Below are 24,668 nucleotides of genomic sequence, written 5' to 3'. Positions count from 1 at the left end.
ATGGGCAAAGCCGACTAGTCTACGCCTTGACGCAACAGTCAGGAACCTTGCCTGCATCTGGAACAGCCCGGTCGTATCGGCCTACACTGCGCACCCTGATAGGAGAGCGCCATGCTGATTGTTGCTGACGAGAATATTCCTCTGCTCGATGCTTTTTTTGCCGGTTTCGGCGAAATCCGCCGCTATCCAGGGCGCGCTATCGATGCGAGCTGTGTGAAAGACGCCGACGTGTTGCTGGTGCGTTCGGTGACCAGGGTCGACCAGGCCCTGCTTGATGGCAGCAAGGTGAAGTTCGTGGGCACCTGCACCATCGGTACCGATCACCTGGCCCTGGATTACTTCGAGCAGGCGGGGATTCACTGGTCCAGCGCGCCGGGCTGCAATGCCCGTGGAGTGGTCGACTATGTGCTCGGCAGCCTGCTGACCCTGGCCGAGCTGGACGGTGCCAGCTTGCCGGCGCGTACCTATGGGGTGGTGGGTGCGGGTGAAGTCGGTGGGCGTCTGGTCGAGGTACTGCGTGGTCTGGGCTGGCAGGTGCTGGTCTGTGATCCGCTGCGTCAAGCGCGCGAAGGCGGCGATTATGTGAGCCTGGAACGGATCCTCGAGCAGTGCGATGTGATCAGCCTGCACACACCGCTGACCCGCAATGGCGAGTTGCCAACCTGGCATTTGCTTGGCCAGGCGCAACTGGCCCGTCTGCGCCCGGGTGCCTGGTTGATCAACGCCAGCCGCGGCCCGGTGGTCGACAACCAGGCCCTGCGCCAGCTGCTGCGTGAGCGCGATGATATCCAGGCGGTGCTCGACGTCTGGGAAGGCGAGCCCCAGGTCGACCTGGCTCTGGCCGACCTCTGCGTGATCGCCACCCCGCATATCGCCGGCTACAGTCTGGACGGCAAGCAGCGCGGCACGGCGCAGATCTATCAGGCGTTCTGCGCCTGGCGTGGCGAGCCTGCCCAGGTGCAGTTGAATGACCTGCTGCCACAGCCGTGGCTGGGCGAACTCGCCTTGCAGGCCGAGACTGATCCGACCTGGGCCCTGGCCACCTTGTGCCGTGCGGTGTATGACCCGCGCCGTGACGATGCCGATTTTCGTCGTAGCTTGAGTTGTGATCCGGTTCGGCAGAAGACCGCTTTCGACAACCTGCGCAAGCATTACCCGCCACGCCGCGAGATTGAGGGCCTGGCTGTGCGTCTGTATGGCGAGGCGCCCGAGTTGGCGCAGATGGTCCGGGCCCTGGGCGGCGTGTTGGTGTAAATCGCGGGCAGTAAAAACCCGGCGCTAGCGCCGGGTCAGGTAATTCGGAGGGGTCAGTCTTTCTTGGCGGGCTCTTTGCGGCTATCTTCCAACTGCTTGCAGGCGCGCTGGACCATCTCTTCGGTGATGATGATCTCGTTACCATCCGGGCCGATGATAGAGCCGCCGACAGGTGCCTGCGGGTTCGGTGCGGTTTTTGGCTGGGGTTGGGTATTGCCTTGTTGCAAGCTCATTTCCTGTCTCCTCATCAGGTTGCAAGCTCAGACTAGAATCGCCTCGTGACCGGCCTGTGACAGCTCTTTTAATTATCACTGTGCGATCTCTGCAGTCCACCAGAAAGCCGAGTAAAGCTCCAGTAGTACTTTAGACCGAAACGGTCTAGTCGGCTGTGGCCTGGGTCTTACATATTCAGGTTCTGATTCCGACGTTTGATTTGTGCCCGGAGTTCCTTGGCGCAGGACCTGCGGTCCGGTGTAGGCTGCTGCAAACAGCGGACAAACGGCGTATTCCATGCTCAACCGGTTTTCTTCGCGCCAACGCCAGGCTCTGCGCCTGGGCTGGCGCTTCATTTATCCCTACCGTAAACAGGCGTTGCTGGCGTTGCTGGCACTGATCATTACCGCAGCCATCACGCTGTCGATGGGCCAGGGTATCCGTCTGCTGGTCGATCAGGGCTTCATGACCCAGTCGCCGCACTTGCTGAACCAGTCCATCGGCTTGTTCCTGCTGCTGGTGCTGGCCCTGGCGATCGGCACCTTCAGCCGCTTCTACCTGGTGTCATGGATCGGTGAACGCTGTGTTGCCGACATTCGCCAGCAGGTGTTCGATCACCTGATCTACCTGCACCCGGGTTTTTTCGAGAGCAATCGCAGCTCGGAAATCCAGTCGCGGCTGACCGCCGATACCACCTTGCTGCAGTCGGTGATCGGCTCGTCGCTGTCGCTGTTTTTGCGCAATGCCTTGATGGTGCTGGGCGGGATCGTCCTGCTGTTTGTCACCAACCCCAAGCTCACCAGTATCGTGGTGCTGGCCTTGCCGCTGGTGCTGGCGCCGATCCTGATCTTTGGTCGGCGCGTGCGCAGCCTGTCGCGGCAAAGTCAGGACCGGGTTGCCGATGTCGGCAGCTACGTGGCTGAAACCCTCGGGCAGATCAAGACCGTGCAAGCCTACAATCACCAGGCCACTGACCAGCGACGGTTCGGCACCACCGTCGAGGCGGCCTTCGAGGTGGCCCGTCAGCGCATCCTCCAGCGCGCCTGGCTGATCACCCTGGTGATCGTGCTGGTGCTTGGCGCGGTGGGTGTGATGCTCTGGGTCGGCGGCATGGACGTGATTGCCGGGCGTATTTCCGGCGGTGAGCTGGCCGCTTTTGTGTTTTACAGCCTCATCGTCGGCAGCGCCTTCGGCACCCTCAGTGAAGTGATCGGTGAGCTGCAACGGGCGGCGGGGGCTGCCGAGCGAATTGGCGAGCTGCTGGCGGCGAGCAGCGAAATTATCGCCCCGACTCAGGGCCTGCAACGTTCAGCAACGCGGGTCAGCGGGCGTGTCGAGTTGCAGGCCGTAGGCTTTGCCTACCCGTCACGGCCGACGCCACCGGCCATCGATGGCCTGAGCCTGACTGTCGAGCCAGGAGAAACCCTGGCTCTGGTCGGACCGTCGGGGGCGGGCAAGTCGACGCTGTTCGACCTGTTGCTGCGGTTTTACGACCCGCAGCAGGGGTGCATCCTGCTCGACGGGCAGGACATCAGTCGCCTCGATCCCCAGGACCTGCGCCGTCACTTTGCCCTGGTGGCGCAGAGCCCGGCACTGTTCTTCGGTACGGTGGAAGACAACATCCGTTACGGGCGTGCCGATGCCACGGTCGAGCAGGTCGAGGCGGCGGCCCGTAGTGCCCATGCCCATGAGTTCATTCTGCAATTGCCCAAGGGTTACCAGACCCACCTGGGCGATGCTGGCCTGGGTCTCTCGGGCGGGCAGCGCCAACGCCTGGCGATTGCCCGGGCGTTGCTGGTGGATGCGCCGATCCTGTTACTCGACGAAGCCACCAGCGCCCTCGACGCCCAGAGCGAGCACCTGATCCAGCAGGCCCTGCCGACCTTGATGAGCGGACGCACCACCCTGGTGATCGCCCACCGGCTGGCCACGGTGCAGCACGCCGACCGTATTGCGGTGATCGATCAAGGCAGGTTGGTGGCCATTGGCACTCATCGCCAGTTGATTGTCGAGAGTCCGTTGTATGCACGGCTGGCGGCGTTGCAGTTCAATGTTGTTACACAACTGTGATTGCGCCGCGCCGACCATCACGGTTTCTTTAGCATCCCCTGAGGGGTATCAGTTCCAGTTATCACACTTCCAATCGGTATATCTAAAGACGCGTATGGGCATCCATCTACTCTCACCTCAAGTCATTCATCGGGAGTTCCCGATGAGCGACGTTCAACCGCAAACAGATGCGCAAGAGAGGTGTCCTTGGGTAATTCGGGAATTGACTGTGCCGGCGATTCCCGAGGCGTTGGCCAGTGCTATTGGCACGAGCGTTCTCGAGACGCTCGATAGTGCGCTGGCGCTCGACAGGGTGCTGGAGCAATCACAACACATGCGTGCTGCGTTTCACGAGCTCCAGGTCGAGCACGCAGTCGAGGCGTTGAGTGCCAGCATTCAGGCATACCTGAGTGAGGAGGGACAGAACGACTGTGGTTACGGTGAGCAGGGCACGTCTGCCCGTGAACTGTGTGAGGTCTTTGAAGATGCGCTTGAGGAGGTGGGGGAAGGGGGCGTTGATGTGCGCTGCAGTCTGTCTGAGAGCCCATCGCAGGATGAGTACTTTGATGCCTATGCTCATTTCAGTGCCGAGGAGCCGGCCTGTTTCCAGGAGTCCGCTGTAGCAGGTCGCTTGAGTAACGTACTCAAGGCGCTCGAACGTATTGCCCACAATGATTTCGAGGCCCCCGCAGCGCGGCGCCTATCGAATGCCGCCAACCTTGCACTGCAATCTTTCATCAGCGTCGGTTTGCCTGCCTTTGTCAGGCAGGCGGTTGCCTATGCCATCGAAAGTGCCTTGCACAGCGGCCAGGCCAGCATGGCAGCGCGTACGACGCTAGGCGCAGTGGCAGGTTCTTTACCACTGTTGCTTGGTGCGGCAGGAATGTTGCGTGATAACCTGGATGGTGTAGCGACTGGCACATCCAATCTCTCACGCGGGACGTGTTTGCTCATCGGCTCGGGAGTTATGGTCGCTGCCGGCATCAACGGTTCGCTCGCGACGTTGGCGTCGACTCTGGCTGCCTACAACCTGGTCTATGCGACCTTGAGTGAGGGCATTCATTCCTGGCTTCGCGTGCAAGATAACGCCAACGCGTTGAATGCCCGTGCTGCGGCCATGATTACTGCTTCATCGGTCATCAATACAATGGCTGCACGCCAGGCCAGCGCTTATGGTGCCAGTTCTTCGGGCGCGGGGCAGGGCGCTCAGGGGCTCGGTTGGCAGCCGCTGGCGGATTTGTCCTATGGCGTATTGAGCTTCGCCTCCTCGACGGCGGGCGGGCTGTTCATCCACGCTTGGCGCTACCTTGCGTCCTCATCAGAGGCGCGCCAGGATGTGCGTTTGTCATTGGTGGCCGCGTTACCCACGCGCGGCGACCTCGTGCAGCGCCTACTGGGCAAGTACTCGTTGGGGGGCAGTGCATCGACCAATAGTTACCTGCTCGATGACATGCTGGCGCCCTTCATCACGGCGACGAACCTGAGCCAGGCACAAATTCTGGCGGTGCGTGATGCCTTGGTCGCGGTTATTGCCGGCGGACAATACCCGCTCATGGTCGGTGCACAACACTATCGTAAACCGCCCCAGCCTCCAGGAGATCCCGAAGCAGGTACTGGTCAGCCGGGCTAGTGAGTTGCAGGGCGCCGCAGCAAAATTACGGATTTGTGACAAAGTCCTTGTGGTTGTCACATTTCTGTAGCAATCCCTTGAGACTATCTGTATCAACTGTTGTTGCGTAATGCTTGAACATGGCTGCTATCGATCGATGGCAGCTTTTTTTTGGCCTGCCGTCAGTGGCCAGTGAACGAGGACAGGGATGTCTTTGTTTGGTTGGCGCCGCGTGCGCCGCTCCCTCATTCCTTGTTCCGGAACTCTTTTGATGTTGCGTAAATCCCTCAGAGTGCAAATTCTTGCCCTGCTCGGCGGCAGCCTGGTGGCGATTCTTTTGATTGCCCTGGTGTGTTTCCAGTTGCTGTCGTCCAGCGTGCGTGGCTACGGTCAATTGATTGACGGGCCGCTACAAGCGTCGCAGTTGATCGATGAGGCCAACCTGCAGTTCAAGGTCCAGGTGCAGGAGTGGAAGAACGTGCTGCTGCGTGGCAAGCAGCCGGCTGAGCGGGACAAATACTGGCAGCAATTCCTGGCCCGTGAACAACAGGTGCAGGGCATTCTTGAGCAGTTGATCGAAGCCAGCGAGCCGCCGCTCAAGGCACGTGCCGAGCAGCTCAAGGCCAGCCATCGGCAGTTGGGTGAGGCGTACGCTCGCGGCCGGCAGGCGTTTCTGGCGGCCGGTGGCGATCCGGTGGCGGGCGATCAGGCGGTTAAGGGCGTAGACCGTGCAGCCAGTGAGCAGATGAGCGATCTGGTCAGCCAGTTGCGCAACGATGCTCAGGCCCGCGCCAAGGCTATCAGCCAATCTGCCGAGCGCACAGTGTGGCTGGGCTTGCTGGTGATGTTTGGCTCAGCCGTGCTGGTCGGGCTGTTCAGCCTGTGGCTGGTCAACCGCAGCCTGATCGAGCCTATCCGTGGCCTGATCGACTATGTCGCCCAGTTGAGCCAAGGGCGCTTCGAGGCGCGGGTCGCCAGCGACCGTCAGGATGAGCTGGGACGGCTGGCAGTGGCGGCCAACACCCTGCGCGATTTTCTCGCCGACACCTTCAGCCGCCTGCAGCGCAACGCCGCTGAGCTGGACGGCGCCAGTGGTGAGCTGCGCGGTATCGCCAGCAATATGGCACGCGGCACCGACGATCAGTTCCAGCGTACTGATCAGGTGGCGACGGCTATGCACGAGATGTCCGCGACTGCCCAGGAAGTCGCCCGCCATGCCGCCGATGCCGCCCGTGCCGCCGACCAGGCCGACCATAGCGCCCAGGCCGGTGAGCAGGTGATGCAGGCAACGATCAATACCATTGCCGTGGTCAACCAGGAAATTGCTGGCACGGCCAAGGTAATTCGCCACCTGGAAGCTGACAGCGCCCGCATCGGCAAGGTGCTCGAGGTAATTCGCGGCATTGCCGAGCAGACCAACCTGCTTGCGCTCAATGCGGCGATCGAGGCAGCAAGGGCTGGTGAGGCCGGACGCGGCTTTGCCGTGGTCGCCGATGAGGTGCGTAGCCTGGCCCAGCGCACGGCGGCGTCGATTGCCGAGATCAACCAGATCATCAGCGCCGTGCAGTCCGGCGCGGTGGAGGCGGTCAAGGCCATTGAAAGCGGGCAGCAGCGCAGCGAGGAGGGCGCCGAGCAGGTGCAGCAGGCCGGGCAGATGCTGCAGCGCATCACTGTGGCGGTGGAGGCGATCCGCGACATGAACCGGCAGATCGCCACGGCGGCTGAAGAGCAGACCAGCGTCGCCGAAGACATCTCGCGCAACCTGGTGGAAATCACCCGCATTGCCACCACCAACCAGCAGGCCGTGCAACAGACTGAACAAGCTGGGCAGCACTTGCACGGGTTGTCCGGGCAGCTCGGTGAAGTCACTGCGCGGTTGAGCGCCTGAGTAGAAAAGGGGGAAATCCGCCACATTCTGTCGAAAAGGCCTGGTAATGTGGCGGATTGCCGCCAGCTTAACCGTTAAAGTTAGGGTGCGACGACTCGTCCTAGCTATTAGCCGTTGGTCTTGTGAAAGTTGGCCCGCTTCCTGCTTTAAGGCGAGCCACCCTGACACCGGCGGCGCTGCCCCGAGTCTGGCGTGACGACCGTTCCCGATCCATCGAACAACCCCAGCCGCCATCCATTGCCTGTGCATCCGGCCGATTGCCTGAGCACCCGCTACGCTAAGCTTTGGACTGCGCGAGCAACAATAAGAATCCGGGCGTGCACTACGGGACCTGCGGTCATTGCCAATTACTTCACTTCAATTGGATTGAACTATGAAAAAAATCCTGCTGACGCTCCTGTGCCTGAGTGTCATCGGTTGCTCAAAGCCCAGTGAGCCCGAAAAAACCGTAGACGTGCTGCTGATCGGCGGCGGCATCATGAGTGCAAGCCTGGGTACCTACCTCAACGAGCTGGAACCCGGTTGGTCGATCGATATCTACGAACGCCTGGACAAGGTCGCCGAAGAAAGCTCCAACGCCTGGAACAACGCCGGTACCGGCCACTCCGCGTTCTGTGAGCTGAACTACACCAGCGAAGGTGCCGACGGCAAGATCGACATCAGCAAGGCGGTGGGTGTCAACGAGCAGTTCGAAATCTCCAAGCAGTTCTGGGCCTACCAGGTCGAGCAGAACGTGCTGAGCAACCCCAAGTCGTTCATCAACAACGTGCCGCACATGAGCTTCGTCTGGGGCGACAAGAACGTCGAGTTCCTCAAGAAGCGTCATGAAGCCCTGCAGCACAGCTCGCTGTTCCGTGGCATGGAGTACTCCGAAGACCACGCGCAGATCCAGAAGTGGGTGCCGATCGTGATGGAAGGCCGTGCCGCCGACCAGAAGATCGCGGCAACCCGCATGCCGATCGGTACCGACGTCAACTTTGGCGAGATCACCCGCCAACTGATCACTTCGTTGACCAAGCATGACAACGTCAAGCTGCACGTTCAGCACGAAGTCCGTGACATCGTGCGCAACGCTGACAACACCTGGACCGTGGTCGTCGCCGACCTGGCCAACAAGGGTGTCGAGAGCAGCATCAAGGCCAAGTTCGTCTTCATTGGTGCCGGTGGTGGCGCCCTGAAGCTGCTGCAGAAATCGGGCATTCCTGAAGCCGACGGCTACGCCGGCTTCCCGGTGGGCGGCCAGTTCCTGATGACCGACAACCAGGACATCGTTGCCCGTCACAAGGCCAAGTTGTACGGCAAGGCTTCGGTGGGTGCACCGCCGATGTCGGTTCCGCACCTGGATACCCGCGTGATCGATGGCAAGGAAGTGCTGCTGTTCGGCCCGTTTGCCACCTTCTCGACCAAGTTCCTGAAGAACGGCTCGCTGCTGGACATGTTCGCTGCGCTGACCACCCACAACATCATGCCGATGACCCACGCCGGCATCGACAACATCGACCTGAGCACCTACCTGATGGGCCAGTTGATGTTGAGCTTCGATGACCGCATGACTGCCCTGCGTGAGTACTTCCCGAACGCCAAGAACGAAGACTGGAAACTGCTGCAAGCCGGTCAACGTGTACAGGTGATCAAGAAGGACCCTGAGCACGGTGGCATCCTGCAGTTCGGTACCGAAGTCGTTGCTGCCCAGGACGGCACCATCGCTGCGCTGCTGGGTGCATCCCCTGGTGCTTCGACCGCTGCACCGATCATGCTGACCGTGCTGGAAAAGACCTTCAAGGATCGCATCAAGACCCCTGAATGGCAGGCCAAGCTGAAGGAAATCGTTCCGACTTATGGCCAGAAGCTCAACAACAATCTTGAGCTGACCAACAAGACCCGTGAATGGAGCAGTTCGCGTCTGGGTCTGCTGTACGTTCCGGTGCTGCCGGAAGCGGCCCCTGCAGTACAGGCTGAGCCTGCGCTGTAAGCTGTTGCTGTGCTGAAAACAAACAACCCCCTGAATAGGGGGTTGTTTGTTTTTGGAGTAGGGAATCATCGCGGGGCAAGCCCGCTCCCACAGATCAGTGGCGCTTCTTGCGATGGCTGTCCGCCAGGTTGTTGCCCAGTGCACCGCCTGCTGCGCCGCCCAGGCCGGCACCGATTGCCGACCCGGTGCTGCCGCCCAGCTTGCCGCCAACCAGCGAGCCACCGGCCGAACCCAGGCCGCCACCAATGGCCGCCTTGGTCTTGTTGCCTTTCTTCGCGCCCATGGCGCTGCCTGCCGCGCCGCCGACGCCTGCACCAATGGCCGCGCCGGTGCTACCGCCAAGCTGCTGCCCGACCACGTTACCCAGCACGCCACCCAGGCCGCCGCCTACAGCGGTCTGGCCATCACCGGCCACGGCGCCTTGTGCGCACAGCAGGCCCAGGGTCAGGGCGACAAAAGTCTTACGCATGTGAATCAACCTCGATGTTCGAAAGGCGCGCATTCTGCTGGCAGCGCCGCCGCCGCGCAATGCTGGCCATTGCAACTCATCTGCCAGGCACGAAAAAGCCCGCGCGGGGCGGGCTTTTTCGCTGAGCAAGCTGGTCGGAGAGACAGGATTCGAACCTGCGGCCTTCTCGTCCCGAACGAGACGCGCTACCTGGCTGCGCTACACTCCGATGGAGAAAATATTACTCAAACTTGTCTTATCGGCAAGCCCTCGAAAGCGGCTTGTCGATCAGATCACAGATCCTTGACGGTACGGACCTGATCCTTGTTGATGCGGGTGCGCTTGCCGTCCAGTTGTTCGAATTCGTAGAAGCCCGAGTCTTCATCGTATTGCGGAGTGTCGACCGCCTGGATTTCGCGACCATCGTTCAGGGTGATGACGGTCGGCGAAGCGCAACCAGCCAGAGTGCCGAGACCCAGGGCAAGCAGGAAAGCGGGAAGAGTCCGTTGAATCATTGTGGTTCTCCAATAAAGGATGGTGCGTAATGTTTCTTGAGACGCAGAGCGCCTGCGCAAGTTCCATACAGATTGCAGCATAGCGCCAATCCAGCACTATTGACTGGCAACAATGCCTTGGGCCGTGCCGGGCGCGAGGCTGGCGGGGCTGTGATATAACACCGCTCATTCGTTCCTATCAATGGATTCAAGGTCTCATGAAAGCCAAGGCAGATGTACCGTTCGTGCCGCTGAACATTGCCGTACTGACGGTCAGCGATACCCGCACCCTGGAAACCGATACCTCAGGTCAAGTGTTCGTCGACCGTCTGAGCGAGGCTGGCCATACCCTGGCCGCGCGGGTACTGCTCAAGGATGACCTGTACAAGATCCGTGCCCAGGTCGCAACCTGGATTGCCGACGAGCAGGTGCAAGTCGTGTTGATCACCGGCGGTACCGGCTTCACGGGTCGCGACAGCACGCCGGAGGCGGTAGCCTGCCTGCTGGACAAGCAGGTCGATGGTTTCGGCGAGCTGTTCCGGCACATTTCCCTGGCCGATATCGGGACGTCCACCGTGCAGTCCAGGGCGCTTGCCGGGCTGGCCAATGGCACCCTGGTGTGCTGCCTGCCAGGCTCGACCAACGCGGTGCGCACCGGTTGGGACGGCATCCTCGCCGAGCAGCTGGATGCCCGTCACCGGCCTTGCAACTTCGTTACCCACCTCAAGCAGGCCGCGCCCTGCGAAAGCCGTGGGTGAGGCGTCCATGTCCACTGTGTTGATGCCGGTCGAAGACGCCCTGGACAAATTGCTGGCGCTGGCTGAGGCTGCGCCTATCAAGGAGACCGAACAGGTTCCCCTGGCCGCCGCCGAGGGCCGCGTGCTGGCCCGGGAGCTGGTGTCGAGCCTCGACCTGCCGCCCTGGCCAAACAGTGCCATGGACGGTTATGCCTTGCGCCTGGCCGACTGGACCGGCGAGCCGTTAGCGGTCAGCCAGCGGGTGTTCGCCGGGCATTCCCCCGAGCCATTGCAGCCGGGCACCTGCGCGCGGATTTTTACCGGCGCGCCGCTGCCACTGGGCGCCGATTGCGTCGAGATGCAGGAAAACGCCGAAGTGCTGGACGATCAGCGCATACGCTTCAGCGAGCCTTTGCGTGAGGGTCAGAACATCCGGCCGCAAGGTCAGGAGACCCGGGCCGGTGAAGCGGTGCTGGCGGCAGGTACGCGACTCGGGCCAATCGAGCTGGGGTTGGCGGCATCGCTGGGCTGTGCCGAGCTGACTGTGGTGCGGCGGGTGAGGGTGGCGGTGTTGTCCACCGGCGACGAGTTGGTCGAGCCTGGCTTGCCTCTGGGGCCTGGGCAAATCTACAACAGCAACCGGCGTTTGCTCGGCAGCTGGTTGCAGCGCCTGGGCTGCGAAGTGATCGATGCCGGTATCATTGCCGATGACCTGCAGACCACCCGCGATTGCCTGGCGGCTTTGCAGGCGGTTGACCTGATTCTCTCCACGGGCGGTGTGTCGGTGGGTGAGGCGGATTACTTGGGTATCGCCTTGCGCGAAGAGGGCGAACTGTCGCTGTGGAAGCTGGCGATCAAGCCCGGCAAGCCGTTGACCTTCGGCCATTACAAAGGTGTGCCGGTGATTGGGTTGCCAGGCAATCCGGCCTCGACCCTGGTGACCTTCGGCCTGCTGACCCGGCCCTACCTGCTGCGCCGTCAGGGCGTTGGCGATGTCACGCCGTTGCAATTTCCGGTTCCGGCCGGTTTCGACTGGCCCAAGGCTGGCAATCGCCGTGAGTATTTACGCGGCCGGCTGGAGCAGGGTAGCGCGCTGATCTACAAGAACCAGAGCTCCGGCGTGCTGCGCAGCGCCGCCTGGGCCGAGGGATTGGTCGAAGTCCGTGAGGGCCACACCCCGGGCAAAGGCGACATCGTCCAGTTCATTCCCTTGAGCGAACTACTTGGCTGAGCGGCTCAGCAAGGGGGCGTCCACCAGCTCGGCGCCGCTGGGTGCCCGCAGGCTGGGGCGTGCGTGTACGCTTTCCAGCTGGCCGGCGGCGACGCTCCAGTCGTGCTGGCTGCAGACAAACTCCCGCGCTGCTTGCGACAGCTGGCGCATGCGCCACGGCTGGTTGAGCAACTGGGTGATCATCAGTGCCAACTGACCGCCGTCATCGCTGGCCAGGTAGTGTTCACCCTGGGTTACCTGCAAGCCTGAAACGCCTTTTTCCGTGGTGACCACCGGCAGCCCGGCGGCCATGGCCTCGAGCACCTTGATTTTCGAGCCGCCGCCGTAACGCAGTGGCGCGAAGAAGATTGCCGATTGACGTTGCAGTTCGCGCAGATCAGGCAAGTAGCCCACCCATTCAATCCGTGGGTCGCTCCAGCGCAGTTTCCAGCTGGGTGGCAGCGCGTGGCCAACCACGGCCAGGCGTACCGCCGGATTGCTCAGCCAGACTTGCGGAAGAATGTCTTCCAGTGCCCATTCGATGGCCTCAAGGTTAGCGCCATACTCGAAGTTGCCGACAAACAGCAGGCGCTGGCTGTGCAGTGCGGGCTGGATGTTCTGGTAGTGCGCGCAGTCGACACCGTTGATCACTACCGAGGTGGGGTGGCCGGTCACCTGGCTGATATGCGCAGCATCGGTTGGGCTGACCGCAACCACTTCGTGAGCCTGGCTCAGCACGCGGTTCTCCCAGCGCCGGTAGCGCCAGCGATCGAACGCATTGAACGGGCGCAGCCACAGCGGCAGGCGATCGTGACAGGCAGCGCCGCTTATCGATTCGATCGTGTGTTCGCTGAGCAAGAACGGCAGCCCGCGTGCCTGCAGGGCTTTTTCGAATGGCTGGAAGCTGTAGCTGTGTTCGATCTGGATGACATCCCACGGCTCGTCCAGCATTTGCTCGAAGCGATGACGCAGGTGCGGCGCGAGGCCATTGATGCTGGCGCGCATCGGGTAGCTTGCGTAGATCGCCGCCAGCAGGTTCAGCGGGCTGTGCAAGGGCCGTCTGGGGAGCACGATCAGGCGTTCGAGAAAAGGCTCCAACGCCTGCCGTGCTGCCTCGCTGGGAGGCACTTTGGATTGCACCAGCAGGGTGATGCGATGACCGCGCTGCGCCAGGCTGCGCAGCAGGTGGTATTGCCGGGTTTTGCCGCCGCTGGTGGTTGGCCAGGGTAAGTAAGGTAGTGTCCAGAGTACACGCATGACCCCTTTTCCTCTGTGTTAAGGCAGGTAACGGCATGCAAATGAAAATGGACGCGTCGTGGCAGTCAGCTTGCGGCTGGCTCCGGGGCGCGTCCATAGATATCAGTAAAGCGCACGATGTCATCCTCGCCCAGGTATTCGCCACTTTGTACTTCAATCATCACCAGATCGATCACGCCCGGGTTGGTCAGGCGGTGTACCCGGCCGGGTTTGATGAAAGTCGATTCGTTGGTGTCGAGCAGAAATTCTTCTTCACCATTGGTGACACAGGCCATGCCGCTGACCACGATCCAGTGCTCGCTGCGGTGGTGGTGCATTTGCAGTGATAACGAGGCCTCGGGGCGGACCATGATGCGCTTGATCTTGAAGCGCGGGCCTTCCTCGAGCACGGTGTAGGTGCCCCACGGCCGGTTGACGGTGCGGTGCAGGCGGTAGGCGTCGTGACCCTGACGCTTGAGCTGCTGGGCGATCACCTTGACCTCCTGGCTGCGCGCGGCATCGGCAATCAGCAGGGCGTCGGGGGTGTCGATGATGATCAGGTTGTCCAGGCCTACCGCGCCGACCAGGCGCCGAGGCGAGTCTATGTAGCAATTGCGCACATCGTGCAGCACGGTTTCGCCGGTGCAGCGGTTGCCTTGGTGATCACCGGCCTTGAGCGCGCGAACCGCCTCCCAGCTACCGATATCGCTCCAGCCGAACTGGCTGGGCAGTACCGCGACCTGTTGCGACACTTCCATCACGGCATAATCGATGGAGATGTCTGCCACCAGGGCAAAGCTGTCCGGGTCCAGTTCCACCTGGCGCTCGCGTGCGCCTTCCTTGCAAGGGCTCAGGGCCAGGCAGTGATTGACCGCCGCCAGCAACTGCGGGGTGTGCTGTTCCAGCTCATGGAGGATGGCATCGACGCGCATGCAGAACATGCCGGCATTCCACAGGTGCTGTCCGCCGTCGAGGTAGTGTTGTGCGGTTTGAGCGTCGGGCTTTTCGACAAAGCGTGCGACCTTGAAACCGTTGGCGTCCAGGGGCTGACCTTTTTCGATGTAGCCAAAACCGGTTTCGGCGCGGCTTGGCACCAGGCCGAAGGTGGTCAGCCAGCCTTGGGCGGCCAGGGCCCGAGCCTGGTTGACGGCCTGTTCGAAAGCGTTGAGGTCGGTGATCAGGTGGTCGGCGGGCAATACCAGCAATTGTGCGTCTTCGCCATAAAGGCGGGCGCAGTGCAGGGCGGCGGCGGCGATTGCAGCTGCAGTGTTGCGGCCGATAGGCTCAAGGATGTAATCCAGGGCCAGGTTGGCTTTGTTCAGTTGGCGGAATTCGTCCTGGGTGCGGAAGAACACGTCGCGATTGGTCACGGTCAAGACCCGCTCGACGTCGGCCAGTCGGCTGGCGCGGCTAAAGGTCTTTTGCAGCAGGCTCTGGCCATCGGGCAGGCGCATGAACGGCTTGGGCATGGTCTCCCGGGAGACCGGCCACAGACGGGTGCCAGCGCCACCAGCGATGATGCAGGGAATCAGAACACTCATCTCACAGCCTCGAGTCAGAGGCACTGCCGGGGCAGTGCAGCAACAGTAAACAGAGCAACCAGGCAGGCTTTTGCGCAATGAGTCAATAAAATGACTTTTACCACTGGCATCTTCCGTGAAGGCCAAATATTTGTCGAATGATGCTCCTAGGCGGCGAAGCTTTCAATGATATTTATATGAACGGTGTGCGAATCACTGCATAAAACTCAAATGCGGTGCAGTAAAGGCGTGCTGGAAAAGGTCGAGATATTCGACGCTCAATTGTTCGGGGAATGCACACATGGCGCAGCAAAAGGCATTGATGATCCTGCATGGCAAGCAAGCCATGAATGAAGAGGTACGCGCCGCAGTGGCCGCCATGCGTGAGCGTGGCTGGCAGTTGGAGGTGCGCCTGACCTGGGAGGGTGGAGATGCCCAGCGCCTGGTGCAAGAAGCATTGGCCGCCGGTTACCCGCAGTTGGTCGCGGCTGGCGGCGATGGCACCTTGCGCGATGTGGCCGAGGCCATGGCGCGCGCAGGTACTGACACCAGCCTGGTGTTGCTGGCGTTGGGTACCGCCAATGACTTTGCCAGGGCTGCTGGCGTGCCGCTGGAGCCGGATCGGGCCCTGGCGCTGTTGGAAGCGCCGGCGCAGGCGATTGATCTGGGGGAGGTCGGTGGGCAGGTGTTTTTGAATATGGCCACTGGCGGCTTTGGCAGCCAGGTCACGGCCAACACCAGCGAAGACCTGAAAAAGGTCTTGGGCGCTGCGGCCTACCTGTTTACCGGCCTGTCGCGCTTCAGTGAGCTGAGCGCCGCTTCGGTGCAGTTGCAGGGGCCGGATTTCCAGTGGCAGGGCGAATTGTTGGCGCTGGGTATTGGCAATGGTCGGCAGGCCGGGGGTGGGCATGTGTTGTGCCCGCAGGCCCAGGTCGACGATGGCTTGCTCGAGGTCAGTATTCTGCCGGCGCCCCAGGAAGTGGTCGGGACTTTGCGTGGCTTGCTCAGCGACGGCTTGGGTCTGGAAAGCCTGTTTGTCCGCGCGCGCTTGCCTTGGGTCGAGATCAAGAGTTCGCAAGGCCTGGACATCAACCTTGATGGCGAGCCCTTGCAGGGCGACAACCTGTGCTTTCGAGTAATGCCGCAAGCCTTGCGGGTGCATTTGCCCCAGAACTCGCCGTTACTCAGTCGTCAAGGCTGATGATCTGCTCGCGCACGGCGAACAGGACCAGGCCAGCAACATCGTAGATCTGCAGGCGTTTCATGATTTGCGAACGGTGGGTCTCGACGGTCTTGATGCTCAGGCCCAGGCCCTGGGCGATTTCCCGGGTCGATTTGCCGCGCACGATCAGGCGCAGGATCTCCAGCTGGCGGGCGGTCAGGTTGTGCTTTTCGGCTGCCTCCGGCTTGCCCGACTGGGCATGCAGCAGCGCCTGGTTGATCACCGTGTGGGCGATCGCCGGGCTCAGGTAGCGCTCGTTGCTGCGTAACGCCGCCAGCGCCTGTTCAAGCTCGGTGGCGGTGGTGTCCTTGAGCAGGTAGCCATGGGCGCCGCTTTCCAGTGCCTGCATGATCAGCTCCGGGTCGGTATGCATGGAGAGGATCAGGACCTTGCAGCGACAGCCGATGGCGCGCAAGCGGGCCAGGGCGTCCAGGCCGCTGGTGCTGCGCATGGAAATATCCAGCAGGACGATGTCCGGGTCCAGTTGCATGACCAGTTCCGGCACCTGGCCACCGTCATTGGCTTCACCGATCACGGCATAGCCGGGTATGTCGGACACCAGTGCGCGAACACCTGCGCGGATCAGTGAGTGGTCGTCCACCAACAGCAATGTACAGGTCATGAGGCGTTATTTGTCTTGGCGCGTTCGAGGGTACGGGGAGGCCAGGGAAACAGAGCATCGATCTGGGTGCCCAGGCCAGGCTGGCTGTTGACCGACAGTGTGCCATTGAGCAGGCCGGCGCGCTCGAGCATCCCGGCCATGCCGCGTTGGCCTGCATCGGCCGGGCTGTTGGCGGGCAAAAAGCCCAGGCCATCATCACTGATCGACAGGGCCAGTCCTTCGGACTGGCGCTGAATGCGCACCACCAGGTTCTTTGCCTTGGCATGGCGCAAGATGTTGGTCACTGCTTCCTGGGTAATGCGGAAGGCGGCAATCGCCATGTCTTTCGGGAGACCGCCCAGGCGTTGGCGGCATTCCAGGCTCCAGTGCAGGTTGGTGTTCTCCAGGGTGCGCAGCAGGTGCGCGCGCAAGCTGGCCTCCAGGCCCAGGCTGGTCAGTTGCCGTGGATTGAGGATGGTCGAGACATCGCGCACATTGGCCAAGGTGTCATCGAGGGTGCTGCGCAACATGCTGCAATGTTCCTGCAACTCTGCCGGAGCACGGCGTTGCAGCCAGTCGGCCTGTAGTTTGGCGGCGGTCAGCAGTTGGCCAATATCGTCGTGCAATTCGCGGCTCAGCCGCTGGCGTTCGCTTTCCTGAACCTTGAGCAGCCGGTCGGCAAGCTCCGCAGGGCGCAGGGCAATCGAGCGGGCCCATTGGCGCAACTGCCAGGCAATGCTCAGCAGGGCAATCAGTTGCAGGGCCAGGGCGGCGGCCGGCAGCGGGCGTTCAAGCAGGTAGACTGCCAGGTTGAAGGCAACCGAAGCCAGGCACAGCAGGGCGGTTGCCCAGCGCAACGCGGAGGCTTCGGGGCGCCAGCGCGTGAATGTCTTGAGGCTTGAGAGCATAGAAAATGAAGCCACTGAAATATCGCTGTTGAAAGCCCTGCAAAGGTCAAACTAGAGGCTTTTGTCGAATTGCCTTCAATAACGTTTAAATGTCGGCGCTGGGGTGTGGCGATGAAGTCTGCACTCGGCCTCTGGCGGGAGGCGCGCAATGATCAAGCCTTCATCTGCGCGCATGGTATCACTTCAAATACAATTGGTCGCGAACTCTTATAACTGACTGAATAGCCAGATTTTACGGGCTGGCACGAGTGTTCCGCTTGCCTGCAAATCTAGCACTTTGCCATCACTTTGCGGAACAACAATCTTGTCCGATATCAATTAAGTAGAGTGTTTTTTCGGCGTCACTAGAAACGTTGTGAATTACGCTAAGTTAGGCCTTAGTGTGCACGCATGAGGTCGACTGATTATCTTCGCCAGGGCAGTGTTGTTATATCCCTTAGTTGCCCTTGGTTGGCGAGGAAAGTGCGGGGGAGTGCGCGGCGGCTGGCGCAGTCTTTGCCGGGGCAGGGTGTTCGCAGGTGTGTCGGGCTTCGATGCAAGAGGCGCAGGCCAGAGAGGCTGCCGGGCTCAAGGCGCTGGCCAGGGTGTCGAGCAATTGCACCTGTTCCTCGGTATCCAGGCTCAGGCGCCCGGTGCGCGGGTCGATCAATTCCAGTTGCCAGGCGAGCAAGGTCAGGCAGCTTTCCAGGGCCTGCAGGGCTTCACCTTGCAACGCTGGTTGCGCCTTTGCAGGCTCCAGCAGCTGTTGCAATTGCAGGCTGTAGGCAGCGACCTCGACCAGCCTCAGCGCCTGTGCACGCTCCACCAGTGTGGTCAGGGTGTGGTTCAGGCAGTGGCAGGCATCCGGATCATTATCGATCAGTTGCAGGTGTAGCAGGCATTCCTCTGCCTTGGTCAGCAGCACCTGTGCGTCGATCAGGAAATCCTGTAGGGCGCTGTTGTAGAGTGCGTCGTTAGCCATCATTTGGCTCCAGCGTGAAAGGCTGGAGCGGGGGCTGTCCACCGTGAGGCGATCGCTGACAAAAGCCTGACTCCGTTCATGCAATGAGAATGGCGTCACATTAATGGCTAATGGATATTGCGAACATCAGGTCTCACCCGATTGTCACTAGGGGATTCCCTGATGAGGTGATTCCGGCACGACCCTTTGCGGGTGTTTGCGACAGCGGAGAGGTGAGCGCAGTAAAGCATGATGGTAAAATGACATCAATGGGCTGTGGAGCATTTTCTTCAAGGGGTCAAGCTCTGCGGCAAGCGGCCGATACAGGGCCATTGGGATCATTTTTCGACACACCTGGGGGCTCTTCGATGGCTGGCATTCTCGACACGGTAGACCAAAGAACGCAGCTGGTGGGCGAAAACCGCCTGGAAATCCTGATGTTCCGCCTGGCGGGCCGGCAATTGTTCGCGATCAACGTGTTCAAGGTCCAGGAAGTGCTGCAGATGCCCAAGCTGACCCTGATGCCACAGCGGCATGCGTACGTCTGCGGGGTGGTCAACCTGCGCGGACAGACCCTGCCGGTGATCGACCTGTCGCAAGCCATTGGCATGCGCCCGCTGGAGCCGGGCCCGGGCAGCACCATCATCGTCACCGAGTACAACCGTTCGGTGCAGGCATTCCTGGTCGGTGGGGTCGATCGCATCGTCAACATGAACTGGGAAGCCATCATGCCGCCGCCGGCCAGCGCCGGTCGTCAGCATTACCTGACGGCGATCAGCAAGGTCGACGAGCAACTGGTGGAAATCATCGACGTCGAGAAGGTCCTGGCGGAAATCGTCCCTTACAGCGCCAAGGTCTCGCGCGACAAGCTCGAAGACCCGGTGCTGGCTCGCGCCCGTGGCCGCGAAGTGCTGCTGGTGGACGACTCCACCGTCGCCCTGGCGCAGTTGCGTGACACCTTGTCACAGTTGGGGGTGAAGATGCACGTGGCCAGTGATGGCCTCAAGGCGTTGCGCATGCTCAAGGGTTGGGCCGATGCCGGCGAGGATGTCTGCAAGAAGCTGCTGATGATTTTCACCGACGCCGAAATGCCGGAAATGGACGGTTACCGCCTGACCACCGAAATCCGCAATGACGCGCGCCTGCGTCCACTGTACGTGGTGCTGCACACTTCGCTGTCGGGCAGCTTCAACGAATCGATGGTGAAAAAGGTCGGTTGCGACAACTTCCTTTCCAAGTTCCAGCCCGACAAGCTGGTCGATGTCGTGCGTCAACGTCTGATGATGGATGAAGCCACGGCCTGAGTCGGTATAAGCTAGGTCTTTAACCGACACAAGGCAGGTCGCGATGCACCTGAGAGCGTTGTATCGATATCCACTCAAATCAGCGCGCGGTGAGGCGCTGCAAGCTTCCTCGCTGGACCTTCTGGGGTTGAGCGGGGACCGTCGCTGGCTGCTGGTGGAGCGTGATAACGGGCGCTTTCTGACCCAGCGCATGTTCCCGCAGATGAGTCAGTTGACGGCCTTGCACAGCGCCGATGGCAGCCTCACCCTCCAGGCTGCGGGCCGCCCCGCACTGCAGGTTGCCGTGCCGCAGCCGGATGACGACCTGCGCGGCATCACTATCTGGCGCGACACCTTTCGCGTACCGGATGCCGGCGATACTGCTGCCCAGTGGCTCAGCGACTTTATCGGCAAGGACGTGCGCCTGGTGCACGTGCCCGAGCAACGCGCGCGCTTCTTGCCCAGCGGCTATGGCCTGATCGGCGACCGCGTGGCGTTCGCCGATGGTTTTCCCTTACTGCTGATTGGCCAGGCATCGCTAGATGATCTGGTTGCCAGGGTCGGGCGGCCTCTGGAGATGCTGCGCTTTCGTCCCAACCTGGTGGTGGAGGGCGCTGTGGCATTTGCCGAGGATGGCTGGAAGCGCATCCGCATCGGCGAGATGGAGTTCCGTGTGCTCAAGCCCTGTGAGCGCTGCATCATGACCACGATTGACCCGCAGACCGGTGAGCGCAGCGCGGACCGTGAGCCGCTGGAAACTTTGCGCACCTACCGGCAGAAGGAGGGGGGTGTGTTGTTTGGCCAGAACCTGGTGGCGGATGGGGCGGGGGTGCTTGAGGTGGGGATGGCGGTGACGGTGCTGGAGTAATTGGCAAGGCTTTGCCTTGCATCGCTGGCAAGGCCAGCTCCCACAGGTTGCATACAGGTCCATTGTGGGAGCCGGCCTTGCCGGCGATGGCTGCAAAGCAGCCTTGAGGGCACCTCAATCACTGGTCGTCAAAATACCGCTCATGCCAATCCACCAGCGGCTGCGGCGAATTGAGCTTTTGTCCGTAGATCACCGAATACGACAGCACGTTCTGCACATATTGGCGTGTTTCGTCGAACGGGATCGATTCGACCCAGACATCGAAGCTTAGGTGATCGGCACCGCGCAGCCATTGGCGCACACGGCCGGGGCCGGCGTTGTAGGCGGCGGAAGCGAGCACCCGGTTGCCATTGAACTGGCTGTGCACCTGGCTCAGGTAAGCTGCGCCCAGCTGGATGTTTTTGTCCGGGTTGAACACCTGGGCAGGCGAAGCCAGTGGAATGCTGAACTTGCGTGCGGTCTCTTTGGCGGTGGCCGGCATCAGTTGCATCAGCCCGCTGGCGCCCACGCTTGAGCGGGCGTCGTCCATGAAGGCACTTTCCTGGCGGGTAATGGCAAACACCCAGCTCGAATGCAGGCCGCGTACCTTGGCTTCGCGCACCAGGGTGTCGCGATGGGCCATCGGGAAGCGGATGTCCAGGTCGTCCCAGTACTTGGCCTGGCTGATGGTGCGAATGGCTGGGAAGTACCAGCGCATGTCGTAGGCCAGCTTGGCCTGGGCAACCATTTCGTCGCGGTTGAAATGCCGGCTGACGTGATACCACTCACGGCGGCCGTCAACGATCTGTCCGCGGGCGTGGAACTCCAGCGCACGCTTGACTCCCGGCGTGTTGCGTACCTTGTTGATCAACTGCTGGCTCAGTACCAGGGGCTTGTTGTTCAACTGATACGGCGTCTGCGAGCGGTCGGCGGCAAGGAAGCCATAGAAGTCGCGCTCGCGCGCCACGGTTTTGTACAGCAGTGTAATCTGCGGGTTTTTCGGCTGCGCCAGCTCCAGGCTGCGCGCTTGCCAGTAGCGCCAGCGGCTGCTGGTGGCCAGGTCCTGCGGCAGGCGTTTGGTCAGCTCGTAGGCATCTTCCCAGCGGCCCAGGCGCAGCAGCAGGCGCAGGCGCCATTCAGTGACGGTGTTGTCACGCAGTTCCGGGTCGTACCGGGTCATCAGCTCCAGCGCTCGCGGGTCGTAACGGCGTGCCAGGGTCAGGCCGATCTCGCGGGCAATGGCGACTTTCTCGTCGCGGGAGAAATGCATGCGGCTGGCGTAATCGTCGAGCAGGCTCATGGCCCGCTCCGGATCCTGGCGAGCCAGGCGGCGCAAGCCGAGGCTGACCACGTCGGACATCGCCTCATTGACCGGGGTGAAGCGCCCGGGTTGGTTGAGCAGCTCGGGTTTCTGCGCCACCTCAATCAGCAGGCGGCCTTGCGGTGCCAGGGTGTTGAGGCTTTTGACCAGGGTATTGGCCAGCGCATAGTTGCGGGTTTGCGCTGCCAGCTTGGCGCGCTCCCAGCGCTTTTGCTCGGTCAGTTGGCCTTCGGCGGCCCAGCGTTCGAACAGGGCGTCGCAGGCGGCGGGTTGCGACTTGCCAACCAGCCAGAGTTTCTCGGCGCTGGCGTTGCCTTCGGCGCGCTGGCCGTGGCTGAGCTGATACTGGCCGTTGAGGCAGTCCAGCTCGGTGAAATTGAGCTTCGGATCGTAATACTTGGTAAAGGTCGCCCATTCGCCACGCTCAGCCAGCCAGCGCAACCAGCGCAGCTTCATCCAGTTGGCCTGGGGCAGGTCGCCGTGGGCGGCGAGGAACTTTTCGATCTCGTCGTTGCTGGCGGTCTTCAGCCGGGCGGTGAGCTCGTCGTAGGCCAGGTACGGCGTCAACGGGTAGTCGCGCAGGGCGTCGGCATAACGCAGGTAGGGGCCCTTGTCACCCTTGGCCAGGGCGCGTTTGGCTTCATCGTAATATTGACGTTGCTGGGTAATGTCGGTGGCCTGGGCAACATTCACCGCCGAGGCAGTGAGAAACAGGCTGGATACGAGGCAGAATAGGCGGCTGCGCATGAGACTTCCGGGCAGTTTGACCATGAAAAGTGACGGCGAGGCCAGCACTGTTGGAATTGCATTGCCTTAGCTTAGCCGGTTGCCGCAGGCGGATGAAAGCATTGTGCTTGTATCTGGTTGTAAAGAAGCGGCCTGTCGTCGGAAGGTGCTGTAAGGCGCGCTGCTTAATGTGAAGCCGGCCCAAGTCAGGTAAAATGCGCGCCCGGTTTTTGGAGAAGATCATGACCCTGCTCAAATTAAGCGATGTGTCCCTTGCGTTCGGCGCTACGCCGTTGTTGGACAAGGTGTCCTGGCAGATCGCCCGTGGTGAGCGGGTGTGCATCATTGGTCGCAACGGTACGGGCAAGTCGAGCATGATGAAACTGGTCAAAGGCGACCAGAATCCTGATGATGGCTCGGTGTGGCGTGCGCCTGGTTTGAAAATCGGCGAGTTGCCGCAAGAGTTACCAGTGGCCGACGAGCGGACAGTATTCGACGTAGTTGCCGAAGGCCTCGACGGTGTTGGCGCGCTGCTCGCCGAATATCATCACCTGAGCCAGAACATCGTCACCGACGCCGATCTGGAAAAGCTGATGCACGTTCAGCACGACCTCGAAGCGCGTGATGGCTGGCGTTTGCAGACCCTGGTCGACAGCACTCTGAGTCGCCTGCAGCTGCCTGCCGACAAGACCCTTGCCGAGTTGTCCGGTGGCTGGCGTCGTCGCGTATTGCTGGCGCAGGCTTTGGTGTCCGAGCCGGATCTGCTGTTGCTCGATGAACCGACCAACCACCTGGACATCGGTGCTATTGCCTGGCTCGAAGACGCACTGAAGGATTTCCAGGGCGCCGTGCTGTTTATCACGCACGACCGTTCCTTCCTGCAGAACCTCGCCACGCGTATTCTGGAACTGGATCGCGGCGGCTTGATCGACTGGAACGGCGACTACGCCAGCTTCCTCGTGCACAAGGAAGCCGAACTGGCTGCCGAAGCCACCGCCAACGCGCTGTTTGACAAGCGTCTGGCTCAGGAAGAAGTGTGGATCCGTCAGGGCATCAAGGCCCGTCGCACCCGTAACGAAGGCCGCGTGCGCGCCTTGAAGGCTCTGCGCGTTGAGCGCAGCGAGCGTCGCGAGCGCACCGGCAAGGCCAATATTCAGCTCGATACCGCCGACAAGTCTGGCAAGCAGGTGATGGTGCTCGAAAATGTGAGCTTTGCTCACCCGGGCGGGCCGTTCTTGATCAGGGATTTCTCCATGGTGCTGCAGCGTGGCGACCGAATCGGTCTGCTCGGTGCCAACGGTACGGGCAAGACCACGTTGCTCAAGCTGATGCTCAGCGGCTTGCAGCCAACCAGCGGTACAGTGGAAGAGGGTACCCGGATCGATGTGGCGTACTTCGACCAGTTGCGCCATCAACTGGACCTGGAAAAAACCGTGATCGATAACGTTGCCGAAGGTCGCGACTTCATCGATATCGACGGCCAGAGCCGCCACGTTCTGAGCTATCTGGGCGACTTCCTGTTCAGCCCGCAACGCGCACGCACTCCGGTGAAAGCGTTGTCTGGTGGCGAGCGAGCGCGTCTGCTGCTGGCCAAGCTGTTCAGCAAGCCGGCGAACCTGCTGGTCCTTGATGAACCGACCAACGATCTTGACGTTGAAACCCTCGAGCTGCTTGAAGAGGTGCTGCTAACCTTCAGCGGCACCGTGCTGATGGTCAGCCACGACCGGGCATTCCTCGACAACGTGGTCACCAGTACCTTGGTCTTCGAAGGCGAGGGCAAAGTGCGTGAATATGTCGGTGGCTATCAGGACTGGATCCGTCAAGGCGGTTCGCCGAAGTTGCTCGGCGTCACTGAAAGCAAGTCGGGTAAATCCGAGTTGAACACGGCGGTGGTCGAGGCTGCTGAGCCTGAGCCTGTGGCAGCAACGGTGGCGGACGCGCCGAAGAAAAAACTCAGCTACAAGCTGCAGCGCGAGTTGGAGGCCTTGCCAGGCCAGATCGACGCAGTGGAGCAGAAGATGGCGGCGTTGCAGGAAGAGATTTCTGCCCCGACCTTCTATCAGCGTCCGATCGAGCAGACCAGCGCCGTACTGGCGAGCCTGGAGAAGTTGCAGGCTGAACTGGATGTGCTGGTCGAGCGCTGGGCCGAACTCGACAGCTAAAGGGCAGGGCCCGGTGCCTGAAGCTGCA

20 protein-coding genes, 1 tRNA gene and 1 pseudogene are annotated in these 24,668 nt (G+C 61.4%); 12 read left to right on the top strand and 10 right to left on the bottom strand.

The window, feature by feature from the left end:
* Positions 1–111 precede the first annotated feature (111 nt).
* Positions 112–1,254, top strand: coding sequence for a 4-phosphoerythronate dehydrogenase PdxB (gene pdxB / locus M5G17_RS20055; RefSeq protein ID WP_273894650.1), 1,143 nt, complete (start codon positions 112–114; stop codon positions 1,252–1,254).
* Positions 1,255–1,307: 53 nt separating this feature from the next.
* On the opposite strand, the gene M5G17_RS20050 is transcribed toward pdxB, so the two are convergent.
* Positions 1,308–1,487: a PA1571 family protein gene (locus M5G17_RS20050; protein ID WP_273894649.1), complete on the bottom strand. Its 180-nt coding sequence runs from the start codon at positions 1,485–1,487 to the stop codon at positions 1,308–1,310.
* A 277-nt stretch (positions 1,488–1,764) separates the two neighbouring features.
* On the opposite strand from M5G17_RS20050, the gene M5G17_RS20045 reads away from it, so the two are divergent.
* The 5 genes and pseudogenes from M5G17_RS20045 (at position 1,765) to mqo (ending at position 8,985) form a co-directional block, all read left to right on the top strand.
* On the top strand, positions 1,765–3,537 hold the full coding sequence (locus M5G17_RS20045; RefSeq protein ID WP_273894648.1) for an ABC transporter transmembrane domain-containing protein: 1,773 nt from the start codon (positions 1,765–1,767) through the stop codon (positions 3,535–3,537).
* 142 nt (positions 3,538–3,679) lie between these two features.
* Positions 3,680–5,146 carry a hypothetical protein gene (locus M5G17_RS20040; RefSeq protein ID WP_273894647.1) on the top strand — a complete coding sequence of 489 codons (1,467 nt, stop codon included), beginning with the start codon at positions 3,680–3,682 and terminating at the stop codon, positions 5,144–5,146.
* Between the two features lie 187 nt (positions 5,147–5,333).
* A pseudogene (locus tag M5G17_RS27695) lies at positions 5,334–6,128 on the top strand (methyl-accepting chemotaxis protein); the annotation flags it as partial.
* Between the two features lie 117 nt (positions 6,129–6,245).
* Positions 6,246–7,013 carry a methyl-accepting chemotaxis protein gene (locus tag M5G17_RS27690; protein ID WP_420793613.1) on the top strand — a complete coding sequence of 256 codons (768 nt, stop codon included), beginning with the start codon at positions 6,246–6,248 and terminating at the stop codon, positions 7,011–7,013.
* A gap of 373 nt (positions 7,014–7,386) precedes the next feature.
* Positions 7,387–8,985, top strand: a complete 1,599-nt coding sequence (gene mqo, locus M5G17_RS20030) for a malate dehydrogenase (quinone) (protein WP_273894645.1) — start codon at positions 7,387–7,389, stop codon at positions 8,983–8,985.
* Positions 8,986–9,079: 94 nt separating this feature from the next.
* On the opposite strand, the gene M5G17_RS20025 is transcribed toward mqo, so the two are convergent.
* The 3 genes from M5G17_RS20025 to M5G17_RS20015 form a co-directional block, all read right to left on the bottom strand.
* The gene (locus tag M5G17_RS20025) at positions 9,080–9,454 is read right to left on the bottom strand and encodes a bacteriocin (RefSeq protein ID WP_273894644.1); all 375 of its coding nucleotides are present in this window, start codon (positions 9,452–9,454) and stop codon (positions 9,080–9,082) included.
* A 131-nt stretch (positions 9,455–9,585) separates the two neighbouring features.
* Positions 9,586–9,662 (bottom strand) — tRNA-Pro (locus tag M5G17_RS20020).
* A gap of 64 nt (positions 9,663–9,726) precedes the next feature.
* Positions 9,727–9,948: a YgdI/YgdR family lipoprotein gene (locus tag M5G17_RS20015; protein ID WP_010223359.1), complete on the bottom strand. Its 222-nt coding sequence runs from the start codon at positions 9,946–9,948 to the stop codon at positions 9,727–9,729.
* Between the two features lie 197 nt (positions 9,949–10,145).
* On the opposite strand from M5G17_RS20015, the gene moaB reads away from it, so the two are divergent.
* Positions 10,146–10,685 (top strand): molybdenum cofactor biosynthesis protein B, encoded by a 540-nt coding sequence (moaB, locus tag M5G17_RS20010; protein ID WP_273894643.1) that lies wholly within the window; start codon positions 10,146–10,148, stop codon positions 10,683–10,685.
* 7 nt (positions 10,686–10,692) lie between these two features.
* Positions 10,693–11,895 carry a molybdopterin molybdotransferase MoeA gene (locus M5G17_RS20005; protein WP_273894642.1) on the top strand — a complete coding sequence of 401 codons (1,203 nt, stop codon included), beginning with the start codon at positions 10,693–10,695 and terminating at the stop codon, positions 11,893–11,895.
* On the opposite strand, the gene M5G17_RS20000 is transcribed toward M5G17_RS20005, so the two are convergent.
* Positions 11,884–13,131 (bottom strand): glycosyltransferase family 4 protein, encoded by a 1,248-nt coding sequence (locus M5G17_RS20000; RefSeq protein WP_273894641.1) that lies wholly within the window; start codon positions 13,129–13,131, stop codon positions 11,884–11,886. The genes M5G17_RS20005 and M5G17_RS20000 overlap by 12 nt on opposite strands.
* A 65-nt stretch (positions 13,132–13,196) precedes the next feature.
* Positions 13,197–14,651, bottom strand: a complete 1,455-nt coding sequence (locus M5G17_RS19995; protein ID WP_273894640.1) for a mannose-1-phosphate guanylyltransferase/mannose-6-phosphate isomerase — start codon at positions 14,649–14,651, stop codon at positions 13,197–13,199.
* 280 nt (positions 14,652–14,931) lie between these two features.
* On the opposite strand from M5G17_RS19995, the gene yegS reads away from it, so the two are divergent.
* Positions 14,932–15,831 carry a lipid kinase YegS gene (gene yegS / locus M5G17_RS19990; RefSeq protein ID WP_273894639.1) on the top strand — a complete coding sequence of 300 codons (900 nt, stop codon included), beginning with the start codon at positions 14,932–14,934 and terminating at the stop codon, positions 15,829–15,831.
* Here the strand turns inward: yegS and M5G17_RS19985 are convergent.
* The 3 genes from M5G17_RS19985 to M5G17_RS19975 all read right to left on the bottom strand — a co-directional run bounded on the left by M5G17_RS19985 (position 15,815) and on the right by M5G17_RS19975 (position 18,325).
* Positions 15,815–16,474, bottom strand: a complete 660-nt coding sequence (locus M5G17_RS19985; RefSeq protein ID WP_273894638.1) for a response regulator — start codon at positions 16,472–16,474, stop codon at positions 15,815–15,817. The genes yegS and M5G17_RS19985 overlap by 17 nt on opposite strands.
* Positions 16,471–17,361 (bottom strand): sensor histidine kinase, encoded by an 891-nt coding sequence (locus tag M5G17_RS19980; protein ID WP_273894735.1) that lies wholly within the window; start codon positions 17,359–17,361, stop codon positions 16,471–16,473. Before M5G17_RS19980 ends, M5G17_RS19985 begins: the two co-directional genes overlap by 4 nt.
* Positions 17,362–17,797: 436 nt before the next feature.
* Positions 17,798–18,325, bottom strand: a complete 528-nt coding sequence (locus M5G17_RS19975; RefSeq protein WP_420793377.1) for a histidine kinase — start codon at positions 18,323–18,325, stop codon at positions 17,798–17,800.
* Between the two features lie 344 nt (positions 18,326–18,669).
* Here M5G17_RS19975 and M5G17_RS19970 point away from each other — a divergent pair, with 344 nt between their 5' ends.
* Entirely contained in the window at positions 18,670–19,605 is a 936-nt protein-coding gene (locus M5G17_RS19970) for a chemotaxis protein CheV (RefSeq protein ID WP_273894636.1), read from the top strand.
* Positions 19,606–19,648: 43 nt separating this feature from the next.
* Positions 19,649–20,452, top strand: a complete 804-nt coding sequence (locus M5G17_RS19965) for an MOSC domain-containing protein (protein ID WP_273894635.1) — start codon at positions 19,649–19,651, stop codon at positions 20,450–20,452.
* A gap of 118 nt (positions 20,453–20,570) precedes the next feature.
* Here the strand turns inward: M5G17_RS19965 and M5G17_RS19960 are convergent, their stop codons facing one another.
* Positions 20,571–22,499, bottom strand: coding sequence for a transglycosylase SLT domain-containing protein (locus M5G17_RS19960; RefSeq protein ID WP_273894634.1), 1,929 nt, complete (start codon positions 22,497–22,499; stop codon positions 20,571–20,573).
* A gap of 221 nt (positions 22,500–22,720) precedes the next feature.
* On the opposite strand from M5G17_RS19960, the gene M5G17_RS19955 reads away from it, so the two are divergent.
* On the top strand, positions 22,721–24,640 hold the full coding sequence (locus tag M5G17_RS19955; RefSeq protein ID WP_273894633.1) for an ATP-binding cassette domain-containing protein: 1,920 nt from the start codon (positions 22,721–22,723) through the stop codon (positions 24,638–24,640).
* Positions 24,641–24,668: the final 28 nt, after the last annotated feature.

Origin of the sequence: Pseudomonas rubra (assembly GCF_028656935.1) — a bacterium.
Lineage (GTDB): Bacteria > Pseudomonadota > Gammaproteobacteria > Pseudomonadales > Pseudomonadaceae > Aquipseudomonas > Aquipseudomonas rubra.
Note: the sequence above shows the minus strand (reverse complement) of the source record. Positions and strands in the feature narration are given on the sequence as shown.

Coding starts and splice junctions, on each gene's coding strand:
- pdxB (WP_273894650.1), top strand. CDS start 112: ATGCTGATTGTTGCTGACGAGAATATTCCTCTGCTCGATGCTTTTTTT.
- M5G17_RS20050 (WP_273894649.1), bottom strand. CDS start 1,487: ATGAGCTTGCAACAAGGCAATACCCAACCCCAGCCAAAAACCGCACCG.
- M5G17_RS20045 (WP_273894648.1), top strand. CDS start 1,765: ATGCTCAACCGGTTTTCTTCGCGCCAACGCCAGGCTCTGCGCCTGGGC.
- M5G17_RS20040 (WP_273894647.1), top strand. CDS start 3,680: ATGAGCGACGTTCAACCGCAAACAGATGCGCAAGAGAGGTGTCCTTGG.
- M5G17_RS27690 (WP_420793613.1), top strand. CDS start 6,246: ATGGCACGCGGCACCGACGATCAGTTCCAGCGTACTGATCAGGTGGCG.
- mqo (WP_273894645.1), top strand. CDS start 7,387: ATGAAAAAAATCCTGCTGACGCTCCTGTGCCTGAGTGTCATCGGTTGC.
- M5G17_RS20025 (WP_273894644.1), bottom strand. CDS start 9,454: ATGCGTAAGACTTTTGTCGCCCTGACCCTGGGCCTGCTGTGCGCACAA.
- M5G17_RS20015 (WP_010223359.1), bottom strand. CDS start 9,948: ATGATTCAACGGACTCTTCCCGCTTTCCTGCTTGCCCTGGGTCTCGGC.
- moaB (WP_273894643.1), top strand. CDS start 10,146: ATGAAAGCCAAGGCAGATGTACCGTTCGTGCCGCTGAACATTGCCGTA.
- M5G17_RS20005 (WP_273894642.1), top strand. CDS start 10,693: ATGTCCACTGTGTTGATGCCGGTCGAAGACGCCCTGGACAAATTGCTG.
- M5G17_RS20000 (WP_273894641.1), bottom strand. CDS start 13,131: ATGCGTGTACTCTGGACACTACCTTACTTACCCTGGCCAACCACCAGC.
- M5G17_RS19995 (WP_273894640.1), bottom strand. CDS start 14,651: ATGAGTGTTCTGATTCCCTGCATCATCGCTGGTGGCGCTGGCACCCGT.
- yegS (WP_273894639.1), top strand. CDS start 14,932: ATGGCGCAGCAAAAGGCATTGATGATCCTGCATGGCAAGCAAGCCATG.
- M5G17_RS19985 (WP_273894638.1), bottom strand. CDS start 16,474: ATGACCTGTACATTGCTGTTGGTGGACGACCACTCACTGATCCGCGCA.
- M5G17_RS19980 (WP_273894735.1), bottom strand. CDS start 17,361: ATGCTCTCAAGCCTCAAGACATTCACGCGCTGGCGCCCCGAAGCCTCC.
- M5G17_RS19975 (WP_420793377.1), bottom strand. CDS start 18,325: ATGATGGCTAACGACGCACTCTACAACAGCGCCCTACAGGATTTCCTG.
- M5G17_RS19970 (WP_273894636.1), top strand. CDS start 18,670: ATGGCTGGCATTCTCGACACGGTAGACCAAAGAACGCAGCTGGTGGGC.
- M5G17_RS19965 (WP_273894635.1), top strand. CDS start 19,649: ATGCACCTGAGAGCGTTGTATCGATATCCACTCAAATCAGCGCGCGGT.
- M5G17_RS19960 (WP_273894634.1), bottom strand. CDS start 22,499: ATGCGCAGCCGCCTATTCTGCCTCGTATCCAGCCTGTTTCTCACTGCC.
- M5G17_RS19955 (WP_273894633.1), top strand. CDS start 22,721: ATGACCCTGCTCAAATTAAGCGATGTGTCCCTTGCGTTCGGCGCTACG.